Annotated in this window: 19 protein-coding genes; 11 read left to right on the forward strand and 8 right to left on the reverse strand. The window is 43.9% G+C overall.

The features are described 5' to 3' along the window. Positions 1 to 135: 135 nt before the first annotated feature. Both CXF58_RS10395 and CXF58_RS10400 read right to left on the reverse strand, forming a co-directional pair. Positions 136 to 990, reverse strand: coding sequence for a universal stress protein (locus tag CXF58_RS10395; protein ID WP_102077469.1), 855 nt, complete (start codon positions 988 to 990; stop codon positions 136 to 138). Between the two features lie 149 nt (positions 991 to 1,139). Beyond that, a complete protein-coding gene (locus tag CXF58_RS10400; RefSeq protein WP_068404316.1) occupies positions 1,140 to 2,639 on the reverse strand; it encodes a SulP family inorganic anion transporter in 1,500 nt (499 codons plus the stop codon). A 671-nt stretch (positions 2,640 to 3,310) separates the two neighbouring features. Between CXF58_RS10400 and murD the strand changes: the two genes are divergently transcribed. Together murD and CXF58_RS10410 are read left to right on the forward strand one after the other, a co-directional pair. Beyond that, the gene (gene murD / locus CXF58_RS10405) at positions 3,311 to 4,729 is read left to right on the forward strand and encodes a UDP-N-acetylmuramoyl-L-alanine--D-glutamate ligase (protein ID WP_102077470.1); all 1,419 of its coding nucleotides are present in this window, start codon (positions 3,311 to 3,313) and stop codon (positions 4,727 to 4,729) included. A 430-nt stretch (positions 4,730 to 5,159) separates the two neighbouring features. Next, on the forward strand, positions 5,160 to 6,284 hold the full coding sequence (locus CXF58_RS10410; protein ID WP_068404278.1) for an FtsW/RodA/SpoVE family cell cycle protein: 1,125 nt from the start codon (positions 5,160 to 5,162) through the stop codon (positions 6,282 to 6,284). A gap of 101 nt (positions 6,285 to 6,385) precedes the next feature. Here CXF58_RS10410 and gluQRS read toward each other — a convergent pair whose 3' ends face one another. The 6 genes from gluQRS to CXF58_RS10440 form a co-directional block, all read right to left on the reverse strand. Then, positions 6,386 to 7,345, reverse strand: a complete 960-nt coding sequence (gluQRS, locus tag CXF58_RS10415) for a tRNA glutamyl-Q(34) synthetase GluQRS (RefSeq protein WP_068404276.1) — start codon at positions 7,343 to 7,345, stop codon at positions 6,386 to 6,388. Between the two features lie 227 nt (positions 7,346 to 7,572). After that, positions 7,573 to 8,016, reverse strand: a complete 444-nt coding sequence (gene dksA / locus CXF58_RS10420; RefSeq protein ID WP_068404274.1) for an RNA polymerase-binding protein DksA — start codon at positions 8,014 to 8,016, stop codon at positions 7,573 to 7,575. Between the two features lie 523 nt (positions 8,017 to 8,539). Continuing rightward, positions 8,540 to 9,382: a metallophosphoesterase gene (locus CXF58_RS10425; protein WP_102077471.1), complete on the reverse strand. Its 843-nt coding sequence runs from the start codon at positions 9,380 to 9,382 to the stop codon at positions 8,540 to 8,542. 284 nt (positions 9,383 to 9,666) lie between these two features. Further along, on the reverse strand, positions 9,667 to 10,512 hold the full coding sequence (locus tag CXF58_RS10430) for a metal ABC transporter permease (protein ID WP_068404270.1): 846 nt from the start codon (positions 10,510 to 10,512) through the stop codon (positions 9,667 to 9,669). A gap of 66 nt (positions 10,513 to 10,578) precedes the next feature. Further along, positions 10,579 to 11,316 (reverse strand): metal ABC transporter ATP-binding protein, encoded by a 738-nt coding sequence (locus tag CXF58_RS10435; RefSeq protein WP_082894257.1) that lies wholly within the window; start codon positions 11,314 to 11,316, stop codon positions 10,579 to 10,581. Between the two features lie 163 nt (positions 11,317 to 11,479). Beyond that, positions 11,480 to 12,028 (reverse strand): transcriptional repressor, encoded by a 549-nt coding sequence (locus CXF58_RS10440; RefSeq protein WP_068404267.1) that lies wholly within the window; start codon positions 12,026 to 12,028, stop codon positions 11,480 to 11,482. A 223-nt stretch (positions 12,029 to 12,251) separates the two neighbouring features. Here CXF58_RS10440 and CXF58_RS10445 point away from each other — a divergent pair, with 223 nt between their 5' ends. The 9 genes from CXF58_RS10445 to atpD all read left to right on the forward strand — a co-directional run bounded on the left by CXF58_RS10445 (position 12,252) and on the right by atpD (position 21,222). Beyond that, on the forward strand, positions 12,252 to 13,136 hold the full coding sequence (locus CXF58_RS10445; RefSeq protein ID WP_068404265.1) for a metal ABC transporter substrate-binding protein: 885 nt from the start codon (positions 12,252 to 12,254) through the stop codon (positions 13,134 to 13,136). A 325-nt stretch (positions 13,137 to 13,461) separates the two neighbouring features. Further along, a complete protein-coding gene (locus CXF58_RS10450; RefSeq protein WP_068404263.1) occupies positions 13,462 to 13,869 on the forward strand; it encodes an ATP synthase subunit I in 408 nt (135 codons plus the stop codon). A 731-nt stretch (positions 13,870 to 14,600) separates the two neighbouring features. Continuing rightward, positions 14,601 to 15,467, forward strand: coding sequence for a F0F1 ATP synthase subunit A (gene atpB, locus CXF58_RS10455; RefSeq protein WP_068404261.1), 867 nt, complete (start codon positions 14,601 to 14,603; stop codon positions 15,465 to 15,467). 33 nt (positions 15,468 to 15,500) lie between these two features. After that, a complete protein-coding gene (gene atpE / locus CXF58_RS10460) occupies positions 15,501 to 15,749 on the forward strand; it encodes a F0F1 ATP synthase subunit C (RefSeq protein WP_025651437.1) in 249 nt (82 codons plus the stop codon). Between the two features lie 117 nt (positions 15,750 to 15,866). Beyond that, positions 15,867 to 16,337, forward strand: coding sequence for a F0F1 ATP synthase subunit B (locus tag CXF58_RS10465; protein WP_025651436.1), 471 nt, complete (start codon positions 15,867 to 15,869; stop codon positions 16,335 to 16,337). A 13-nt stretch (positions 16,338 to 16,350) separates the two neighbouring features. Continuing rightward, the gene (locus CXF58_RS10470; protein WP_068404260.1) at positions 16,351 to 16,974 is read left to right on the forward strand and encodes a F0F1 ATP synthase subunit delta; all 624 of its coding nucleotides are present in this window, start codon (positions 16,351 to 16,353) and stop codon (positions 16,972 to 16,974) included. 91 nt (positions 16,975 to 17,065) lie between these two features. After that, entirely contained in the window at positions 17,066 to 18,610 is a 1,545-nt protein-coding gene (gene atpA, locus CXF58_RS10475) for a F0F1 ATP synthase subunit alpha (protein WP_068404258.1), read from the forward strand. Positions 18,611 to 18,856: 246 nt separating this feature from the next. Then, positions 18,857 to 19,738 carry a F0F1 ATP synthase subunit gamma gene (gene atpG / locus CXF58_RS10480; RefSeq protein WP_068404256.1) on the forward strand — a complete coding sequence of 294 codons (882 nt, stop codon included), beginning with the start codon at positions 18,857 to 18,859 and terminating at the stop codon, positions 19,736 to 19,738. 50 nt (positions 19,739 to 19,788) lie between these two features. Continuing rightward, positions 19,789 to 21,222, forward strand: coding sequence for a F0F1 ATP synthase subunit beta (gene atpD, locus CXF58_RS10485; protein WP_068404254.1), 1,434 nt, complete (start codon positions 19,789 to 19,791; stop codon positions 21,220 to 21,222). Positions 21,223 to 21,291 lie beyond the last annotated feature (69 nt).

Here is a 21,291-nt window from a genome sequence, read left to right on the forward strand (position 1 = left end):
AAGAGGTTTGATAAGAAAAATGGAAAGAGATAGGAGAAAAGTAAGCGCGTAAGCATTGTAAAAGCGTCAATTATTAAAAACGCCATTATAAATAATAGCGTTTAAAATCAAAAGTTTATACATAAAAGGAAGGTTTTAAGCTTTGGGGAAGAGTAAATACGGGGTTTTGGTACTGCCAAGTAGTTTTTTGGTTTCGCTACCTTTTAGCAGCTCAAGCAAACGCGGTTGCCCAAAGGCGCCGGTCATCAGCAGCCCAATATCATTTTTGCTTTGATAGTAATTTAAGGCGGCAGTGACATCGCGGCAGTCGAGCAAGGCTTTTTTACATTTGATGCCCGCTTGTTTAAGGCGTGCATAGGCTTCCCGCAGTGCATCGCAGTTTTCTGAGTTTTCTTTGGCAACCATGACAATATGAACGGTCAGCGCCCGAATAAGTGGCGTTTTACATAGCCAACTGAGCAGTTTATGCGAAGTTGGACTGTTATCAAAAGCAAATAACGCCGTCGTTGGGGGCAAAAATGGTGCATGGGTCACCAAAATGGGGCAGTGGCTCAAACGTATCAGCTGACTCAAGGTTGATTTGCAAGTCACATGATGACCGATGACCATTAATTGTGCCTTGTCATCGACATAATCAATACTGTCACTCAGGCTTTCATGGCGATGCAGAGTATAGGTTTTTAGCTTATGATGTTGCTGCTCGCAGTATGTGCTGGCTTGATGCAGCAGCAATTTACCTTGGGCTTTTAGCTCGCTATTGCTCAAATGCTCTTTTGCGGTAAATTGGTCTAGCAAGACATTTTCATCGTCAACATTGAGACAACCGGAATAATCAACGGCAGCTTTTTGTTGCAAACTTGGTACAGAATGCAGCAGACCAATAGGTGCTTGCAGACGAATAGAGGCCCACATACTGGCATTCAATACCGCTTGCACATGATTGGGGCAGTCCAAGCAAGCAATCACACTATCTGGCTTCAAATTACTCATAAGGGCACCACATATCTCAATAATAAAAACACAGGCTCGCGGTTTAAAGGAGTGCCTTTAAGCCGCGAGCCTGATTTTATATACCAATATAATTGCTGAACAATAAAGACATTATTGCGCTCAGCTTGATAACACCACTACCGTTTTGTTTAATCTAACAGTCCAATATCTCGGCGATCATGAATCGAAAAGCGATCGATAAGGGTGCGGCTGGCGCTGTTGAGTCCGACCACTTTGACATCAATACCTTCGCGCTGCAAACGCATGACCAGTTTGTCTAAGGTGTCGACGGCACTGACGTCCCAAAAGTGGGCGTGGCTAACATCGATTTGTACGCTGTCTAACGCTTCTTTGGTATCAAAGCTTTGCAAAAACTGCGTCGTTGACGCAAAGAAAACCTGTCCTTGCACGTAGTAATAACGCGTATTGCTACTGTCATCATACTCACTAAAGACCGTTAAGAATTGCCCGATTTTATTGGCAAACGCCAATGCTGAAAGTAGCACGCCGACACCAACGCCGTACGCTAAGTTATGGGTAAAAACAGTGGTTATCACGGTCGCCAGCATAACGATATTAAAGGACAGTGGGTGGGTTTTAAATTCTCGAATAGATTGCCAATTAAAGGTACCGATAGAAACCATAATCATCACCGCTACCAATGCCGCCATCGGAATTTGGCTGACCCACTCACTTAAAAATACCACTAAGATGAGTAGCACCACGCCAGCAATAAGCGTTGATAAACGCGTACGGCCGCCAGATTTGACGTTAATCATTGATTGCCCAATCATCGCGCAGCCTGCCATACCGCCAAAGAAGCCTGATACGACGTTGGCCATACCCTGACCACGGCATTCGCGGTTTTTATCACTGGGCGTATCGGTCAACTCATCGACGATGGTCGCGGTCATCATAGATTCTAATAAACCTACGATGGCAAGCGCGATAGAATAAGGCGCGATAATGACTAGGGTCTCAAAGTTAAGCGGAATGTCAGGTAATAAAAACACCGGTAAAGAATCGGGCAAATCGCCCATGCTACCGACGTTACGAATATCAAGATTCATATACATGGCAACCGCAGTCAAACCAACGATACAAATCAGCGGTGAGGGAATCACGCGTCCGATTTTAGGGAGCAGCGGAAATAAGTAAATAATCGCAAGGCCTGCCGCCGTCATGATATAAACCGTCATGCCGACGCGCTCAGTCATCGGGTTCAGCTCAGGCAACTGAGCGGCAAAGATTAAAATCGCCAGCGCATTGACAAAACCGATGACCACCGAGCGCGACACAAAGCGCATCAAGTTACCAAGTTTTAAAATACCCATAATGATTTGAATGACGCCGCAAAGTAACGTAGCGGCAAGCAAGTACTGCAGCCCGTGCTCGGCGACCAAATCAACCATCACCAGTGCCATCGCGCCGGTCGCCGCCGAAATCATACCCGGACGTCCACCGACAAAACTGATGACCACGGCGATGCAAAATGAAGCATATAAACCGACTTTTGGGTCGACACCAGCGATAATAGAAAAGGCAATCGCTTCTGGAATCAAGGCCAGTGCGACCACTAAACCTGATAACGTATCACCGCGAATATTGGAAAACCACTCTTCACGCAAACTGCCAAAAAAAGATGTCATAAGTAAACTGTATAGGGTTAGAGGCAAAAAAAACAACCATTTATGATCGAGCAATAAAGCGTCACCCTAAAATGATTGTATCGAGACTAACGGTTATCGACCTTTATAGCGGTATCGCACAAACCGTTACCCTTAATCATTAGGATAACAGCTCTTAAAAACATGAATAAGTGTTTGCCGTGAAATACGGCGGAAGAAGATACGTCTTTTGTCAGACAAAACGCCAAAATATGGGGCAGCGGTTGCCTGTCATATCCACCTCAGCATAAAAAACATAACTGCAGGACGATGACAATGGCGCGATAAAGGTGACAACATGCTAAACTAAAATGCTAAATTAAAGATTTGGTTAAAGAGCGCTTACTATCGTAGCGGTTCTTATTAAGGCGGCTATTATAGCATTAGCGGTGCAATATAAAAACAGGCGCATAATAACACAAAGCCTCAAAAAACCAGTACCGAAATTGTGGCAATGGCTTTATGATGCTCATCATCCACAGCAGCTTACTCATACTGGTTCAAGCTGGTTCAGACTTGCTAAAAACGGCTGAGATTAGTTGTAGCCCTGACGTTTAGCGTAAAGCCCACTATAAAAAGCCATTATCAATACTATTGATAAAGCCAAGATGCTTGATACAATTTTGTTAGTTTAATAGATAAAAGGAATAGATATGACCACTAACACCGCAACAGAAGCCTTACTTCATAAGGGCAGTGGTTTACAAGTCGTGGTCGGTTTGGGGCAGTCGGGGCTGTCGGTTGCGCAGTATTTGACCAAGCAAGGTTACCAAGTCGCTGTCACCGACAATCAAGTCAATCCCACTTTAGCAAACCAATTGCCTGCTGCTGTTGATATTCGCCAGTTTGGCGCGATAGATGCCGATTTATTGCAACAAGCGGCTCGCATTATCATCAGCCCAGGTATCTCCTTAAAAACCCCAGCGGTTGCTGCGGCGCGAGAGGCTAATATTCCCGTTGTCAGTGACATTCAGCTATTTTGTGAAGCGTGCCGCGTACCGATTGTTGCGATTACAGGCTCTAACGCTAAAAGTACCGTCACCACCTTGGTTGGACAAATGGCCGCCGATGCTGGGGTCAATGTTGGCGTAGGCGGCAATATTGGCGTGCCAGCACTGACGTTACTGTCCAATACCGAGATGGAGTTGGCAGTTCTCGAGCTATCAAGTTTCCAGTTAGAGACCGTAACCAATTTAGGCGCGCAAGTGGCAACGGTACTGAACATGTCGCCTGACCACCTAGACCGCCATGGCGATATGCTCGGCTACCATCAAGCCAAGCATCGCATTTTTCAAGGCGCCAAGTCAGTGGTTATCAATCGCGAAGATGCCTTGACGCGCCCGCTAGTGGCTGATAATTTGCCACGCTTAAGCACGGGCATTCACGCTCCTGACAAAGGTCAATATGGACTGATTACCGACTCAGAAGGGCAGACGTATTTGGCCCGCGGGACAGAGCGTTTGCTGTCGGCAGACAAACTGCGTATCAAAGGTCGGCACAATTTACTCAATGCGCAAGCGGCTTTGGCTTTGGGTGAGCTTGCCGGTTTACCGCTTGATAGTACGCTCACTACTTTGCAGAACTTTACAGGACTTGAGCATCGCTGCGAATATGTGGCTACGGTCGATGGGATTGATTATTTTAACGATTCTAAAGGTACCAATATTGGCTCAACTATGGCGGCAGTCGAGGGCTTAGGAGCGGTATATGCACCTAAAGACGGTAAGCTGTTATTAATTTTAGGTGGCCAAGGTAAAGGTCAGCAATTTGGCGAATTAACGCCATTTATCAATCAATACGTCAGCCAAGTACTGTTTATTGGCGAAGATAGCCAGCAAATTGAGCAACATTTACGCGCCGCTGGTATCAACGACGATGATGTCTATATGCATCAATGTCAAACGCTAGAGGGCGCTTTTGCGACGATACAGCAAGTCACAAAAAGCAGTTTATCGCAAGTACAAGCGGTGCTCTTGTCGCCAGCTTGTGCCAGTTTCGATCAGTTTAGTGGCTTTGCGGAACGCGGCAAGTACTTTAGTCAGCTGGTTAACCAGTTAGACAAGGCGTCATAAGGTATCTTGTTACCTGATAAGACTTCTTGATTTGAGGTAGTATGAGCATTAGGTTTTAAGCGGTTGGGCTTAGCGTTATAAAATGGCAGGCGTTTTTTGATAAATGATTGTTTTGCTTATAAATTGCTGCTACTGTCAACTAGGTAATAAAGCGGACGACAAACGATTTGCAAACCATCGTTGCTATTCATGTTGCTAACCACTGTACTATTAATACTGACAAGCTAAACGATTAACAATCGGGGTTTGTCACCGCTTTGCTGTCTGCTATTATCTATTGGATAAAATCAACTTCATTTTTTTAAACGGTGGCGTTTCATAACGCCGTGTTTTCTCGTTTGCTAGTGTATATAAAATTATGGCGCTCTCTTCTTTTTTTCGATCAAACTCTCAATCGCCGCGAGCTACTGGCTCAGATGGCGTTCTCTCCATGCCCTCAGCGCGCGCCATTTTATTAGCAAGCGTCGGCTGTATGTTGGTGCTCAGCTTATTGATGGTGGCTTCTGCTTCTATCCCGTTTGCCCTTAGTCGCGGCATGAGCGAGCTGCATTTCTTTTATAATCAGCTTTTATACATGGCGATTGGGCTGGTTATCGCTGGTATTTCTTATAAAGCGGTAACGCTAAAAAGGCTTTATAAAACCGAAACCCAGTTTATGCTCTTGGCCATCACGGGGTTATTGTTATTTGCCACTTTATTTAGTACGCCTATTAATGGCTCAAAACGTTGGCTCACGCTCGGTGGTTTTAATTTTCAGGTCGCAGAGCTTGCCAAATTGGTGATGATTATCTTTGTCTCAGACTTTGTTGTACGGCGCTCATTTGAGGTACGTAACGGTTGGGATGGGTTTTTACGCATAGCCATCGTGGTTGGATTAATCACCGTTCTGTTGCTCGCGCAGCCAGATTTTGGCTCGTTTGTGGTTATTATTGGGACGGTCTTTGCCATCTTTTATATTGCCGGCGCGCCTTATAAGCAGTTTATCGCGCTCGGCGCTGTGGCCGTTGGCGGTGCTGTATTAATGGTGGCGACCGTACAATACCGACTGGTACGGGTGATGTCGTTTTTGGACCCTTTTGACGATGTACAAGACACTGATTATCAGCTAGCACGTAGCTTAATTGCCTTTGGTCGCGGACAGTTTACTGGCGTCGGCTACGGCGAAAGCGTGCAAAAACTGTCGCATTTACCAGAGGCGCATACGGATTTTCTACTAGCTATTACCGGTGAAGAATTGGGCTTTGTTGGAGTCACGATGATTCTCATCTTTGAGGCGCTGATTATCGGAAGTGCGATGCGCATCAGTTATAATGCCCTAAAACGTCGGCAAATGCGCATGAGCTATACCGCTTTTGGTATCGCGGTGGTGTTTATTGCGCAGACGATTATTAATGCGGCAATGAATATGGGCGCGATTCCAACCAAAGGGTTGACCATGCCATTTTTCAGTTATGGCGGCTCATCGATGCTGATTAGCTTGGTGATGGTCGCGGTACTGCTAAAGATTTATAAAGAAAGCCCTGAGATTGAAAAGAGCCAATGCCGTTATTACTAAGTCATTTAATGATTAGAGTGTTTACGGCATTCTAATTATTCACTATAAAAAAACGTCGCTCATAGCGGCGTTTTTTCTGTTGAGGGTTTAGAACTCTGTTATTAAATATCAGGCATATTTAAAGACTGCATGTTTTTTAGCGGTGAGTTATCCCATTGTGCAATTGCTTGCTTTAGCATGTTTGTCGGCGTGTCTCTATCAACGGTAGGCTGCTGTAATAGCTGCAAAGCATGGGCAATTAGATGACTTGGGTCACGGGTATCAATTGGCTGGGCAAGGTTTTGTTTAGAGAGCTTTTGACCGTCAGGACTGCATATCAATGGCAAATGATACCAATGATCGATGGCTGGCAAATGCGCTGCATGCATAATGCTAATTTGCGCGGTGGTCATCGGTAAAATGTCCAAGCCACGCATAATATGCGTCACACCTTGCAAGCCATCATCGAGGCTAGCAGCCAAAATATAGTTGATCATGACGTCTTGGCGACGCACCACCATATCTCCCAAGCTTTGCTGCGGATTGCTCCATTGCACACCTTGAATACCATCTTTAAAGCCGATACGGTAATCTGGTAGCTGTATACGCAGTTTGTTTTTTTCTTTATCAAGATTGGCATTTAGACAACAGCGCGGATAGCGTTGCCTGTTCAGCAGTTTTTCCTGTGCCTGCTCTGCGTCTATGCTTTCTCCCATCGCTTTTTGCTGCCAATAACGCTCAAGGCTTTTACGCGAGCATTGACAGCCGTAAGTCAGCGGATATAAGCTTGAAGATAAATAATCATTATAAATATCAAGGCGCTCAGATTGGTAGATGACATCGCCATCCCAGTGCAGCCCAAGCACTTCTAAATCCATCAAAATCTGCTCGGTAAACTGTCGATCACAGCGCTCGGTATCGGTGTCTTCGATACGCAGTAGCCATTTGCCACCAAGAGATTTAATATGACAAAAGCTGGCAAGCGCGGTGGTTAAGGAACCAAGATGCAGCTCACCGGTTGGTGACGGCGCAAAACGGCCAATAGGTTGGGGCAGAGTAAGATTAATAGGCGTGTTTGCCATAGAGGTAGCAGATGTTTTCAAAATAGACACTTAGCTAAAGTAGAAATAGATAGAATAAGTAAATCGATGCCAAAAAGATATTTGCTAAATATGCGTATTTTGTTGGTGCCGTGTCAACCACTAAAAGCTATTTAATAAAAAATAACGCCGTAAAACGCAACGAGCGACCAATGAATGGTCGCTCGTATTTGTATTTACATGATTAATGACTATTAAATTGGCTGGATTTAAGCGCCTTGGTTTTGACGCTCTTTAATCTCAGACAAAGTTTTACAGTCAATGCACTGGGTCGCGGTTGGACGCGCTTCAAGACGACGCAGGCCAATCTCGACGCCACAAGTTTCACAAAATCCATAATCCTCGTTTTCAATTTCAGCGATAGATTTATCAATTTTGCGAATCAGCTTACGTTCGCGGTCGCGCGTACGCAAGGTTAGGGCAAACTCTTCTTCTTGAGTGGCGCGGTCATTGATATCAGGCATGGCACTGGACTCATCTTGGATATAAGTCTTGGTACGATCTGCTTCGCCAATCAATTGATGCTTCCAATCTAATAAAATGGCTTTAAAGTGCGCCAATTGCTCATCCGACATGTATTCTTCGTTTTCGGCAGGCGCATAGGGGGTGAACTTTACATCACTTGGATTTGGGTTTGGGGTCAGGGTGCTCATATGGGTATCCTACTTTTTCAAATTAATTCAATAAAACGACCTATCGACAGACAAGACGTTATCAATTTACCAAACGCTATAAATGGCTTCTTTTATATGCGTTTTACCACTTAGTGACACAAGTAACACAGCTGATCTAAACATACGGTTATTTCGATATCCTGCTAGCGATTTATCGATTATCAATGGTCAGGTATATTGTTATCAATCTTTTTATTTAAATGCTAGCCATTAAATAAAGCTACAAATCACTGACTGTGGAAACTTAGCTTGTGGTCAATTTAGCCGTCCTAGCTATTATAATCTTGTCTAAATGTAGACCGTTCTCATTTTTTACCTTATTTATGATATAACTTATTTATCATTTTTAGCTTTACGGTTAGGTTGCTAGTATTAGCAATCACGCTGTGGCTGTCTATAACCAGTAATTTTAGCTAGCCCTATAACATACACACTCTGGCGGTATTATACTAGCTAAATACTAGCTAAATACTAGCCAAATTTTTGCCAATAAAACTGGTTGTCAAGTATCTAGTCTTTCAACCCAGCTTGCAACCTCTCCATTGTTGGCTAATTGCAACCAGCGATAGCCGGGAAGGGCGCTTTTATCATAAGCGAAATCATCTTCAAAAGGCTTAAACTGATAGCAGGTAGAGGGCGTACTGTAGACGGTAACTCCTTGCCGATGGCGGACTTGCTCTTGGTGGGTATGCCCGCTAATAATGACTTTAAGATGCTCAAATGTTGCCAGCCGTTGCCAAAAAATATCGGCGTTTTCCACCATATGCTGATCAATCCAGTCTGAATCGACCGCTATCACATGATGGTGCAGCGCAATAAGCGCAGGCTTCGCGCATGTCTCTAGCTGCTCACAGAGCCAATCAATGTCGCTTAGCGTCACTTCACCTTCTACCTTGCCTGTCACCGAAGAGTCTATTAACAACAACTGCCAATGGTCGGTTTCGATAACATGACGGTTCAATAAGCGTCTGTCCGCGGGTCTGGCAATCAGTTCACGCTGAAAAAATGGCAACTCACTGTTGTTTTCATCGGTAACGTCATGGTTACCGGCGATACAAGCAAAAGGAATACCCGTTGCTTGCAATACGTCAAAAATATGATCGTAAATCTCTGCTTGTACTTTATTGACCAAATCGCCTGTCACGAGAATCAAATCGCAGCGCCGCTCTGCGCTCAACGCTTGCTTGATAATCGCCTCAAAATTGTATTGGCAAACCGCTACTTCACTACTGGTTTCGTCAGCCGCCGCAGGCACGTGGGAGGATAAGTGCAAATCGGTAATTTGCAAAACATTGACTTGTCCGTCGGGCGTGCTGACTGCGCTGGCGGGGTAGTAGCTAAGCATGGGGGTTAGTCCCTTATCAAGCAAAACGATAATAAATTAAAATATGATGAAACGAAAACATTCGTTAAAAAAACATCTTAGATTGGTACACCAAGAATTTATTAAACCAAATATTCACCAACTATCGCATTGATAGTATTCAGGAAAGTTTATAACATAATGGGCATTAAAGCTCTAGCAATATTGATGAAATAAAGTTCGACAAAGGCCAAGCAAATATCAAAATCACGACCTAAATGTAATGGCTGAGACGTTTAGAAATCTGATGCTATATGTGAATAACGCTAACGGCGTGGGGACCAGAATTTTGCCAAGATGGATTCGGATCCTGATTTTTTGCTTATTAGCTTTGAGATAATGAGCGCCACAAAAAATAAAATAGCCAGTACCAAAACGATAGCAAGCCCCGTTTGGATATCTAGCCAAATGCTGCCCCAAACGCCAAGCGTGACGCCAAGCTGGGCAATGATTAAAGAGATAACAACCATTTGTTTTGGTGATGCCGACCATAAACGTGCTGTTAATGCTGGCAACACCAATAGGCCGCTGATTAATAAACTCCCAACCGCTTGCAAGGCAATAGCACAAAACCCTGCCAATACGCCCATAAAAAACAAGCGCTGGCGTGTTGGATTGATCCCTTGAATGCGTGCCAAAGCTTCGTGGGTGGCAAGCTTGATTTGTGCAGGCCATATATAAATCAGTAATCCTAAGCCCACCAAAACACTTACTGCAATCAACGGCAAATCTGCCCAGTCAAGCTCGAGCAAATTGCCAAATAAAAAACCTAAAACATTGGCTTGCTGATCGGTAAGCTGCGTCAAGGTTAATAAACCTAAACACAGCAGCGATACCGCAACCACGGCCAGCACTGCATCGACTGGCAGACGCTCATCATCGATGAATACCAAGCCCAGTACGACTAAAATACTGACGATGCCAATACCGATGCCCATCGGTAATTGCCACAAAACTGCCAACGCCACACCAAGTAACGTGCCATGTGCCAAGGCATCGGCAAAAAATGCCATGCGCCGCCATAAGACTAGGCAGCCTAAAGGCGCAGAAAGTAGCGCTAAAATACTACCAGCAATCCAAGCAGGAGCTATGATGGCTAACCAAGCGGTCATAATAGATATCCGTAACGTTTTTATAAAAGGAACAAGGCAATTTGCCTAAAAAGCTTGGTTTTTTAATTATATCTCGCTTGGGGCATGGTGCTCACAAGCGTGTGGCTGATGCACATAAGGCTGCTCATAATGATGGCCAAAAAGCTTCTGAAACTCCGAACTAATCGCAAGCTCGCTTGGTTGCCCTTCGCAGCAAATGTGCTTATTCAGACAAATGACTCGACGACTGCCTTTCATCACCCAATGCAAATCGTGTGAAACCACCAGCATGGCACAGCGCAAAAATGCTGGCAGCTCATCGATAAACTGATAGAGCCAAACCTCGGTATCAGGGTCTAGTCCTTGCATCGGCTCATCTAAAATTAATAAATTGGGCTTGTCTAATAAGGCACGCGCCAATAATACTCGCTGGGTTTCACCGCCTGATAAATGCAGCATTTGCCGAGACAATAAATGCGTCAACGATAAATTATCAAAGATAAATTGCCGCTGCTCAGCGCTTAGGCGTTTTTTATCGGCTTGTGCCAATAAATCGCAAACGCGTAACGGTAAAATAGGCGGCACGGCAAAGCGCTGCGGCACATAGCCAAGTTGCAAGTTTTGGTGCGACGTTATCTGCCCACTCGTCGGTTCGATTAAACCTAAAATTAGTTTAACTAAGGTGGATTTGCCCGCGCCATTAGGACCTATCAGACTGACCGTTTCATTAACAGCAATATCAATATCGATATGCGAGAGGATACGTTGCTGCCCGATATGGTAACTGATATCACTTAAGCTCAGCAGTTTAGCCGCGTTAGGCATGGTTTTATCGCTTATATTCATAGCAGAGGGCTTGGTTGGTAAAATTGCTAGGCTCATAGGGCAGTACTGATGTATTAATGATAATTAAGAAATGACAGAATAATAATTTAGCATGAAAGCGTAAACCTAAAATTCAGGTCAAAAATATAAGCAAACCGTTATTTTACTGACACGCTTGGCAACGACCGCTCAATTCAATGACGCTACGCTCGACCATAAAGCCAACGTCTTGCTCTGCAAAGCTCATTATTTCTTGTACCGGCAAACTGCTGCATTCTTGTACCCGCTGACACTGGGCACAGATTAAAAACGCTGCTGTATGTTGGGCACGTGGATGACAACAAGGCACATAAGCATTAATCGAGGTTAGCTGATGAATCAAACCTTCGCTCAATAAAAACTCCAAGCTGCGATAAACCGTCGGCGGCGCGACATTTTTTGGCGTTTGATTATTTGCTTGATGGCTCGAGCTATCACTTTCTGCTTCAGGCTCGGCAAGGCGCATCTGCTGCAATTGGGTGATTAAATCATAAGCACCCACTGGTTTATTGGCTTCTAGCACCAGCTGGTAGATTTGTTGACGCAGCGGCGTAAAGCGCGCGCCGCTTGAGCGACATTGCTCTTTGGCTGCTAGTAAACGCTCATTGACATCGGACGCTGTAAAATCTTGCATATCATGGATATGAGCGCAAACAGATGAATGAGTAGACATGCAGCAAACTCCTAAAGATGACCTAGCGGTGTGATGGACAGTATTTTTAATTAATGGATATTTTATAATGGTTTTTTATATTGTTATAGTATAACATACTAAAATGCAAAACAGAGAAGTCCTTTGCATTTATTCACAGGTCTGCTGTTTTATACCAGAATAACGTTGCAAAATATTTATAACTACCTTTGCCAATTATCCTTGAACCTTAAAAGCCGCCATTATGATTCCATTATTTAAAAACTTTATGCATTTAACTCTGCGCTTACAGCGATTTTTCATAACTGGCGTGCTTATATTTGCCTCGTTCATGATGAGCGCGCAAGCGGCAACGGTGAGCGTCAGTAACTATCCGCTGTTTTTATTAAGCCAAGCGGTGACGGAAGGCGCGCCATCAGCCAAGCAATTATTGCAAGCAGGGGAGGTCGGACATCACGGCAGTATCAGTCCCGGCGATATCAAGGCGATTCAAAACAGTAAGTTTGTGGTTTGGTTTGGCGAGCCGCTAGAAAACAACCTCGCCACCACGCTCAATAGCGCGCCCAATGCGATTGCGTTATTTAAATTCGACGCCTTTAATCGTCATCCGCTGCGCGATGTTAAAGGCAAAGCCATTGCTGGCACGCTCGATCCGCATATTTGGCTCGATCCTGAAAACGCTAAAGCCATTACGCGAGCGCTTGCTGTCATTCACAGTCATGCCAATCCGCAATATAAAAAGCTCTATCATGCTAATGCGCAAAAATTTGCCCAGCGCATGAATAAAGCCGTGGCGGCAGCTCATGCAAACCACGCGCAAAAACCTTTGCCGTATTGGGCATATCATGATGCTTATCAATATATGGAAGACAGCGCCAAGTTTCAGTTAATTGGCAGCTTAAGTACCGATCATCATTTAGCGCCAAAAGCCAGTCAATTACGCTGGTTAAATGAGCAGCGCCCAGCAAAACAAATGTGCTTGGTCAGCCCAAATCAGCCTGCTAAAGGTTTGCTGGCGAAATTACAACCGGTTAAAAGTAGCGTGCAAGCGGAAGATATGAGCAACAGTAAAGATTTTATTAGTGGTTGGCAGACAATGGCGCAGCAAATCCGTCAGTGTATTTCCTAAATAAGGGTCAAAAGTAGCGGTCAAGTTCTAATGGCAAGCTGAGCTTTTGAGCTATTTGAAATGACGTAAGTTAAATTAACGGTAGAATAGGTGAATTTAGAGGTGATTAGCGCTACTTTATTGACTCTGTAGAGAGATTTTCAGCGCTAAATAACTAAATGCTTGATAAAAGGCATATTTCACTTGCTTAAAATCTGCTTGCTCCCTATAATAAGTGGCGTTTTATTTTGGTTAAAAGATAACGTCTGTAGAGTGAGCCATTCACGGATAATATTGTCGCAACGGTGTGGCATTGTCCCCACGTTATAGAGCTATAGAAATATCAATGACCAAACCTGCCAAACGCACCCAAAGAGATAAGATTGCTATTTATCTAAAACGCCAAGCATGGATTTTATTTATCCTGATTGTGCTCGGTTGGATAGTAGATGTTACTTGGTTGGGTAATAACGGCAATACGCTTGTTATTGCAAAGAGCAACGCTATTGGGGCGCTACTCAGTTTTGCCACCCAAGCGGTCTTTGCTGGATTTATCTTTTGGTATACCGGATATCGCGCGCGCAGACACATTGTCAGCCAGCTATATCGTGGTCAAATGGTCAAATGGCTACTGACCGTATGTGGTTTTGCACTAATTTTTATTACCATACAACCTCTATCAGCGCCTGCGCTATTCGTCGGTTTTATGGTAATGCAGATTAGTCACAGTTGGATGTTGTGGCAGATACGCTAGATTTATAACCTATTATAATTTTAATAGCTCAATAATACAGCACGTACATTTGTCATCCTGCGGTCCAGCTTCTCTAAGATTACTGTTATAAAGTCATCAACCAATGATTAAGTGACTGAAAACTGTTTTTACAATAAAAGTATGAATAAAGACGCTTAACTAGATCTAAGCGTAAAAATCGCGATAAGTAACCCTCTCTCTAAGTAGAGTGTTCAAATACAATTAAATTATCGGCTTTGATGGATAGACGCAAAGCCATAGTAGCGAACGTTAACAGCGGTTAACGTATTCATACCGTAAATAAAAAAGTCATAATTGACTTTACACGATTACAACGCTGCATTAATATAGACAGCTAACTGTCTTGCTGCTGAGCACCGTATTGGGTGTGAGGAAAGTAAAGCGAGACAAGTAAACACATACTTAAAAATTTGCGTAGATATGCAAGGGCCATTAATGAATAATCGTGCGCCCTTTTTTGATAGCTAAAATTTATCCATGACTATCAAATTGAGCCGCCGCAATAAAAAAATTGGTTATTCCGCTTAATTATTTAAGAATAACAGAGTAGTTATAGAGCTATGGGTTGGATGTTATTGGTTACATGAGGGCTGTAAGTGTTTTTCTGGATTTGCTTAATGCAGATTAAATAAAACCGCCAACGCCTCATCAGATGACAACCATATTTTTTGGTAGTTGATTAAATCGTTGATTAATAAGAAGCTTACATTATGGCATCCGAGCAAACATCATCAGAATATATCTCTCACCACTTAACGAATTGGACGTACGGCTATCTGCCGGGCGAAGGTTGGAAAGTTGCCCATACTGCTGAAGAAGCAGGATTAATGGGTTTTAAAGCTATCCATCTTGACTCCATGTTATGGTCAATCGGTCTGGGTATTTTATTTTGTGCCATCTTTTGGATGGTTGCCAAAAAAGTTACTTCAGGCGTTCCCGGCAAAACTCAAGCAGCGGTTGAGATGATCGTTGAGTTTGTTGATAACAACGTTCGCGATTCTTATAGTGGTACGTCAAAATTGATTGCGCCGCTAGCGTTGACCATTTTTGTATGGATTTTCTTGATGAACTTGATGGATTTATTGCCTATCGACTTCATTCCAAGTCTAGCAGGTCAAGTTGGCGCTGCGATGGGTCATGATCCACATCACGTGTTCTTCAAGATTGTACCAACGACTGACCCTAATATCACCCTAGGCATGTCATTTTCTGTCTTTGCGCTGATTATTTACTACAGTATTAAAGAAAAAGGGTTGGGTGGTTTTATTGGTGAGTTAACACTGCATCCGTTTAGCGCCAAAAACCCAATCATGCAAATCATTTTAATCCCCATCAACTTTATCTTAGAGTTTGTTACTTTGATTGCCAAACCCATTTCACTAGGTTTGCGTCTGTTCGGTAACATGTATGCTGGGGAGCTAATCTTCGTATTGATTGCCCTGATGCCGTTTTGGATTCAATGGGCGTTATCGGTGCCGTGGGCGATTTTCCACATCTTAATTATTACCCTTCAAGCGTTCGTATTTATGATGTTGACGATAGTTTATATGTCGCTTGCATCATCAACTGAACATTAATTATACATTCAATAGGTAAATGAGGATACATCAATGGATCCAGTATTAGGTGGTTACACAGTTATCGCAGTAGCACTGCTTATCGGTCTTGGCGCACTTGGCACAGGCATTGGTTTTGCTATTCTAGGCGGCAAGTTCTTAGAAGGTGTTGCACGTCAACCAGAACTTGGTTCACAACTGCAAACTCGTATGTTCATCGTGGCAGGTCTACTTGATGCCGTACCGATGATTGGTGTTGGTATTGCTATGCTATTGTTGTTCGCTAACCCTCTAGCAGGTTAATCAGAAAGCTCAGTTGTAAATGTTTGGTGGTCAAAGTTTGTATATTAAACATAGCCAAAGTTTGGCTATCAAATATGATCAATGAAACTGATTTTTCATTAACAAAGAGGTGATCACGTGAATATCAATTCTACCCTCATCGGTCAAGCCATTGCTTTTGCAATATTTGTGATTTTTTGCATGAAATTCGTGTGGCCACCACTTATCGGTGCCATTAATGAGCGTCAGCGTAAAATTGCTGAAGGCTTAAACGCCGCAGAAAAAGCAAAAGCAGATTTAGCGACCGCGGAGCAAAATGTACAGCAGGAGCTTGATGTTGCAAAAACTAAAGCTGCTGCGCTAATTGAGCAAGCGAACAAGAGCGCCAATCAGCTTGTTGAAGATGCAAAATTGCAAGCCCAAGCGGAAGGCGAACGCATTCGTCAACAAGCGCAAGCCTCTATCGACCAAGAAATCAATCAAGCGCGCGAATCATTGCGTGCCCAAGTTGCTGAACTGGCTGTACTTGGTGCTGAAAAGATTTTGCAAGACAAAGTCGATGTGCAAAAACATGCCAGTATGTTAGACCAACTGGCGGCGAAGCTGTAATTGTGAGGATATCATGGCTGACTTATCAACCTTAGCACGACCGTACGCTAAAGCCGCGTTTGACTATGCCAATGAAAACGGGGTAGTAAATGAGTGGGAAAACTTCTTATTTATTGCCGCTACCGTTGTCAATGACAAGTCGTTCAGTACTTGGCTAGACAATCCAGCTGTTTCTGCTGAGCATAAGTCAGCTGCTTTGGTCGATCTTTATGATACGCAAGTAGCTAGCGCGAATGATTCTGCTTTTAAGCAGTTATTAGGTGAGACCCAAGGGGCTCGTCATGACCAAAACGCCAGCTATCCTAAAGTATCAGTAGCACTTAGTAACTTCGTTAAACAGTTATCAGAACAAGAGCGTCTGGCGCTGCTTCCTGAAGTTTATGAGCATTATCGCCGTCACAAGGCAATAAGCTTAAAGCAGCTTGACGCTTATGTGACCTCTGCTTATCCATTAACTGATGCTCAGCGTCAGACGCTGCAAACGCGTCTTGCTGACTCGCTCAATGCGAGCGTGGTGATTCACGAGTCGGTTGATCCAAGTCTATTGGCGGGCGCTACGATTAAAGTCGGTGACAAAGTTATCGATGATTCGATGCGTGGCAAGTTACAACAGTTAAAAACACAGCTAACGGCCTAATGCCAATCATCCGTGCAGCTTACTAAAGCTTGCGTGATATAAGAGCATTTAAGTCAGTGGCGGGTTATCATAAATTAAAGGAAACAAGGCAATGCAACAATTGAATCCAGCGGAAATCAGTAATCTGATTAAGCAGCGTATTCAAGACCTTGATGCGGGTGCAACTGCAAAGAATGAAGGCACGATTGTCAAAGTATCTGACGGTATCGTGCAGATTCATGGTCTTGAAGATGCCATGTACGGCGAAATGATTGAGTTTGAAGGTGAAATCTACGGAATGGCGCTTAACTTAGAGCGTGATTCTGTTGGTGCAGTAGTATTAGGCGACTTCCTAAAACTACAAGAAGGTCAAAAAGCCTATTGTACTGGTCGCATTTTGGAAGTACCCGTAGGTCCTGAGTTGCTAGGCCGTGTTGTTGATGCGTTAGGTAACCCTATTGATGGCAAAGGTCCTATCGATGCCAAGATGACTGATAAAGTCGAAAAAATCGCCCCAGGCGTAATCGACCGTCAATCAGTTGATCAACCAGTCATGACTGGTTATAAAGCCGTTGATACCATGATTCCAATCGGTCGTGGTCAGCGTGAGCTTATCATTGGTGACCGTCAGACGGGTAAAACCGCGATGGCTATCGATGCGATCATTGCGCAAAAAGCATCTGGTATTAAATGTGTATACGTCGCAATCGGTCAAAAACGTTCTACCATTGCTAACGTGGTACGTAAGCTTGAGCAAACTGGTGCCCTTGAATATACCACTGTGGTGGTCGCTTCAGCGTCAGAACCAGCAGCACTTCAATATATCGCACCGTACTCAGGTTGTACGATGGGCGAATACTTCCGTGACCGCGGCGAAGATGCACTGATTGTTTTTGATGATTTATCAAAACAAGCCGTTGCTTATCGTCAGATTTCACTATTGCTACGTCGTCCGCCAGGTCGTGAAGCCTATCCTGGTGACGTATTCTACTTACACTCACGTTTACTTGAGCGTGCATCACGCGTAAACGCGGCATACGTAGAAAAATTCACCAACGGTGAAGTGGTTGGTAAAACCGGTTCTTTGACCGCGCTACCTATCATTGAAACTCAAGCTGGTGACGTCTCTGCATTCGTACCAACCAACGTGATTTCAATCACTGATGGTCAGATTTTCTTAGAGTCTAGCTTATTTAACTCAGGTATCCGTCCAGCAGTCAACGCTGGTATCTCGGTATCGCGTGTTGGTGGTGCTGCTCAGACGAAGATTATCAAAAAGCTGTCTGGTGGTATCCGTACTGCATTAGCTCAGTATCGTGAATTGGCAGCATTTGCTCAGTTTGCATCAGACCTTGATGATGCGACTCGCGAACAGCTTGATCATGGTGAGCGCGTGACTGAATTGATGAAGCAAAAACAATATCAGCCAATGTCTATCTCTGAGCAAGCCGCCGTTATTTATGCGTCGAACGAAGGCTTCTTAGCAGACGTTCCTGTTGAAAAAATTGGTTCTTTTGAAGAAGCTTACTTACGCTATATGCATGATGAGCAGAGTGAATTGATGCGTGAGATTGATGACACTGCGAATTATAATGATGATATCGCAGGTCGTTTAAAGTCATCTTTAGAGACCTTTAAACAAAATCACAGTTATTAATTTAACGGGTTAAACCTGAAGTGGTTAGCGCTCTGCTTTAGAGCGCAAAAAGTGGCGTATTATCTGAAAAATTTTAAGTATAGAGATTTTCCTTTAAGATAATCGCGCCGCTATTTTAACCAATAAAGGTCTAAGATTGCGTCATGCCACAAGATGTAAAGACATTATTTCGATAAGTTCAGTGTTTTATATTAAATGATTGTTGCATACGCCCATGCTTTTTAACCCTCTTATATTGGAATCATTATGGCAAGCTTAAAAGAGATACGTGCCAAAGTCACCAGTATTAAAAGTACCCAGAAAATTACTCGCGCTATGCAAATGGTAGCCGCTAGTAAAATGCGCCGTGCCCAAGAGCGCATGGAAGTGGGTCGCCCGTATGCTGATAGTATGCGCCGGGTTATTTCGCATTTGGTGCATGCCTCATCAGATTACAAACACCCATATATGGTCTCGCGTCCCGTTGATAAAGTTGGCTATATCGTCATCACATCAGATCGCGGCCTAGCGGGTGGTTTGAATATTAACCTATTCAAAGCTTTATCTAAAAGCATTCAGCAGTATCAAGACCAGTCCGTACAAGCCGAGTTTGCCGTTATTGGTGCTAAAGGCGTGAGTTTCTTTAAAAACTTCGGTGGTAAAGTCACTTCAGCCGTTACTGACTATGGTGATAAACCGACGTTTGAGCAATTAAACGCGCCAGTGCAAGCGATGTTAGAAGACTATAGCAACGGTAAATTAGACCGTATTTATGTGGTCTATAACCAGTTTGTCAACGCCATGACTCAAAAACCGATTGTCAACCAATTGGTACCTTTACCAGAGGGTTCATTTGGTGATGAAGAAAGTGGTATACAAACAGAGCTGAGCTGGGATTATATCTACGAGCCTGACATTAAAACCTTGATTGATGAATTACTTGGTCGCTATATCGAGTCGATTGTCTATCAAGCGGTAATGGAAAACATTGCCTCTGAGCAGTCTTCACGTATGGTTGCGATGAAAGCGGCAACAGATAATGCTGGTGACCTAATTAACGATTTACAGTTGGTTTATAATAAGCTGCGTCAAGCGGCGATTACCCGAGAAATCTCGGAAATCGTTGGCGGTGCTGCTGCTGTTTCATAATTGAAACCCTTTATAAAACCCACTATATACAGAAGTTCAAGGAGAACGCAATGAGTAGCGGTCGTATTGTACAGATTATTGGCGCGGTTCTTGACGTTGAGTTTGACCGTAACGAAGTTCCTCAAATTTTTGATGCCTTGCAAGTAGACGGCACTGAAACCACCCTAGAAGTACAGCAACAGCTAGGTGATGGTATCGTACGTACTATTGCGATGGGTTCAACCGAAGGTTTAAAACGTAACCTACCAGTGACCAATACAGGCGCACCTATTTCTGTACCAGTCGGTATGGGTACCTTAGGTCGCATCATGGATGTTCTTGGTCGTCCTATCGATGAAGAAGGTCCGGTCGCAGCAGATGAGCGCTGGTCTATTCACCGTGAAGCCCCAAGCTATGCAGAACAGTCAAACAGTACTGAGCTGCTAGAGACTGGTATTAAAGTTATCGATTTGCTTTGCCCGTTTGCGAAAGGTGGTAAAGTTGGTCTGTTTGGTGGTGCTGGTGTTGGTAAAACCGTCAACATGATGGAGTTGATCAACAACATCGCCCTTAAACACGAAGGTCTATCCGTGTTTGCTGGTGTCGGTGAGCGTACCCGTGAAGGTAACGACTTCTATCACGAAATGCAAGAGGCTGGTGTTGTCAACGTTGAAGACTTTAGCAAATCTAAAGTTGCGATGGTATATGGTCAGATGAATGAGCCACCAGGTAACCGTTTACGTGTTGCACTGTCTGGTTTGACCATGGCTGAGTACTTCCGTGATACCAAAGATCCTGCCACTGGCAAAGGTCGTGACGTATTATTGTTCGTTGATAACATCTATCGTTATACGCTAGCGGGTACTGAAGTATCGGCACTGCTAGGCCGTATGCCATCAGCGGTTGGTTATCAGCCAACGCTAGCTGAAGAGATGGGTATGCTGCAAGAGCGTATTACTTCAACGCAATCAGGTTCAATTACTTCGGTACAAGCGGTATATGTACCTGCGGATGACTTGACCGATCCATCACCAGCAACGACGTTTGCTCACTTGGATGCGACAGTGGTACTAAGCCGTGATATCGCTTCACAAGGTATCTATCCTGCGGTTGATCCACTAGATTCAACCTCACGTCAGCTTGACCCATTGGTTATCGGTGAAGAGCATTACAACGTTGCGCGTGGTGTTCAAGAAGTGTTACAGCGTTATAAAGAGCTAAAAGACATCATCGCCATTCTAGGTATGGATGAGTTGTCAGAAGAAGATAAACTGGTCGTTTATCGCGCTCGTAAGATTCAGCGCTTCTTGTCACAGCCATTCCACGTAGCGGAAGTCTTTACTGGTGCTCCTGGTAAATATGTGCCATTACGCGATACCATTGCTAGCTTTAAAGCAATCATCGCTGGTGAGTACGATGATCTACCAGAGCAAGCTTTCTATATGGCAGGCGGCATCGACGAAGTTGTTGCTAAAGCAGAAAAAATGAAGTCTTCTGCAGCGTAAGTGGTATTGGTATGGGCTAACGAGTAGGTATAATATAACCTTTATATCTACTCCTCAGTAACGCATCGC

This window comes from Psychrobacter sp. Sarcosine-02u-2 (genome assembly GCF_002836335.1).
In the GTDB taxonomy this organism is placed as follows: Bacteria; Pseudomonadota; Gammaproteobacteria; order Pseudomonadales; family Moraxellaceae; genus Psychrobacter; species Psychrobacter faecalis.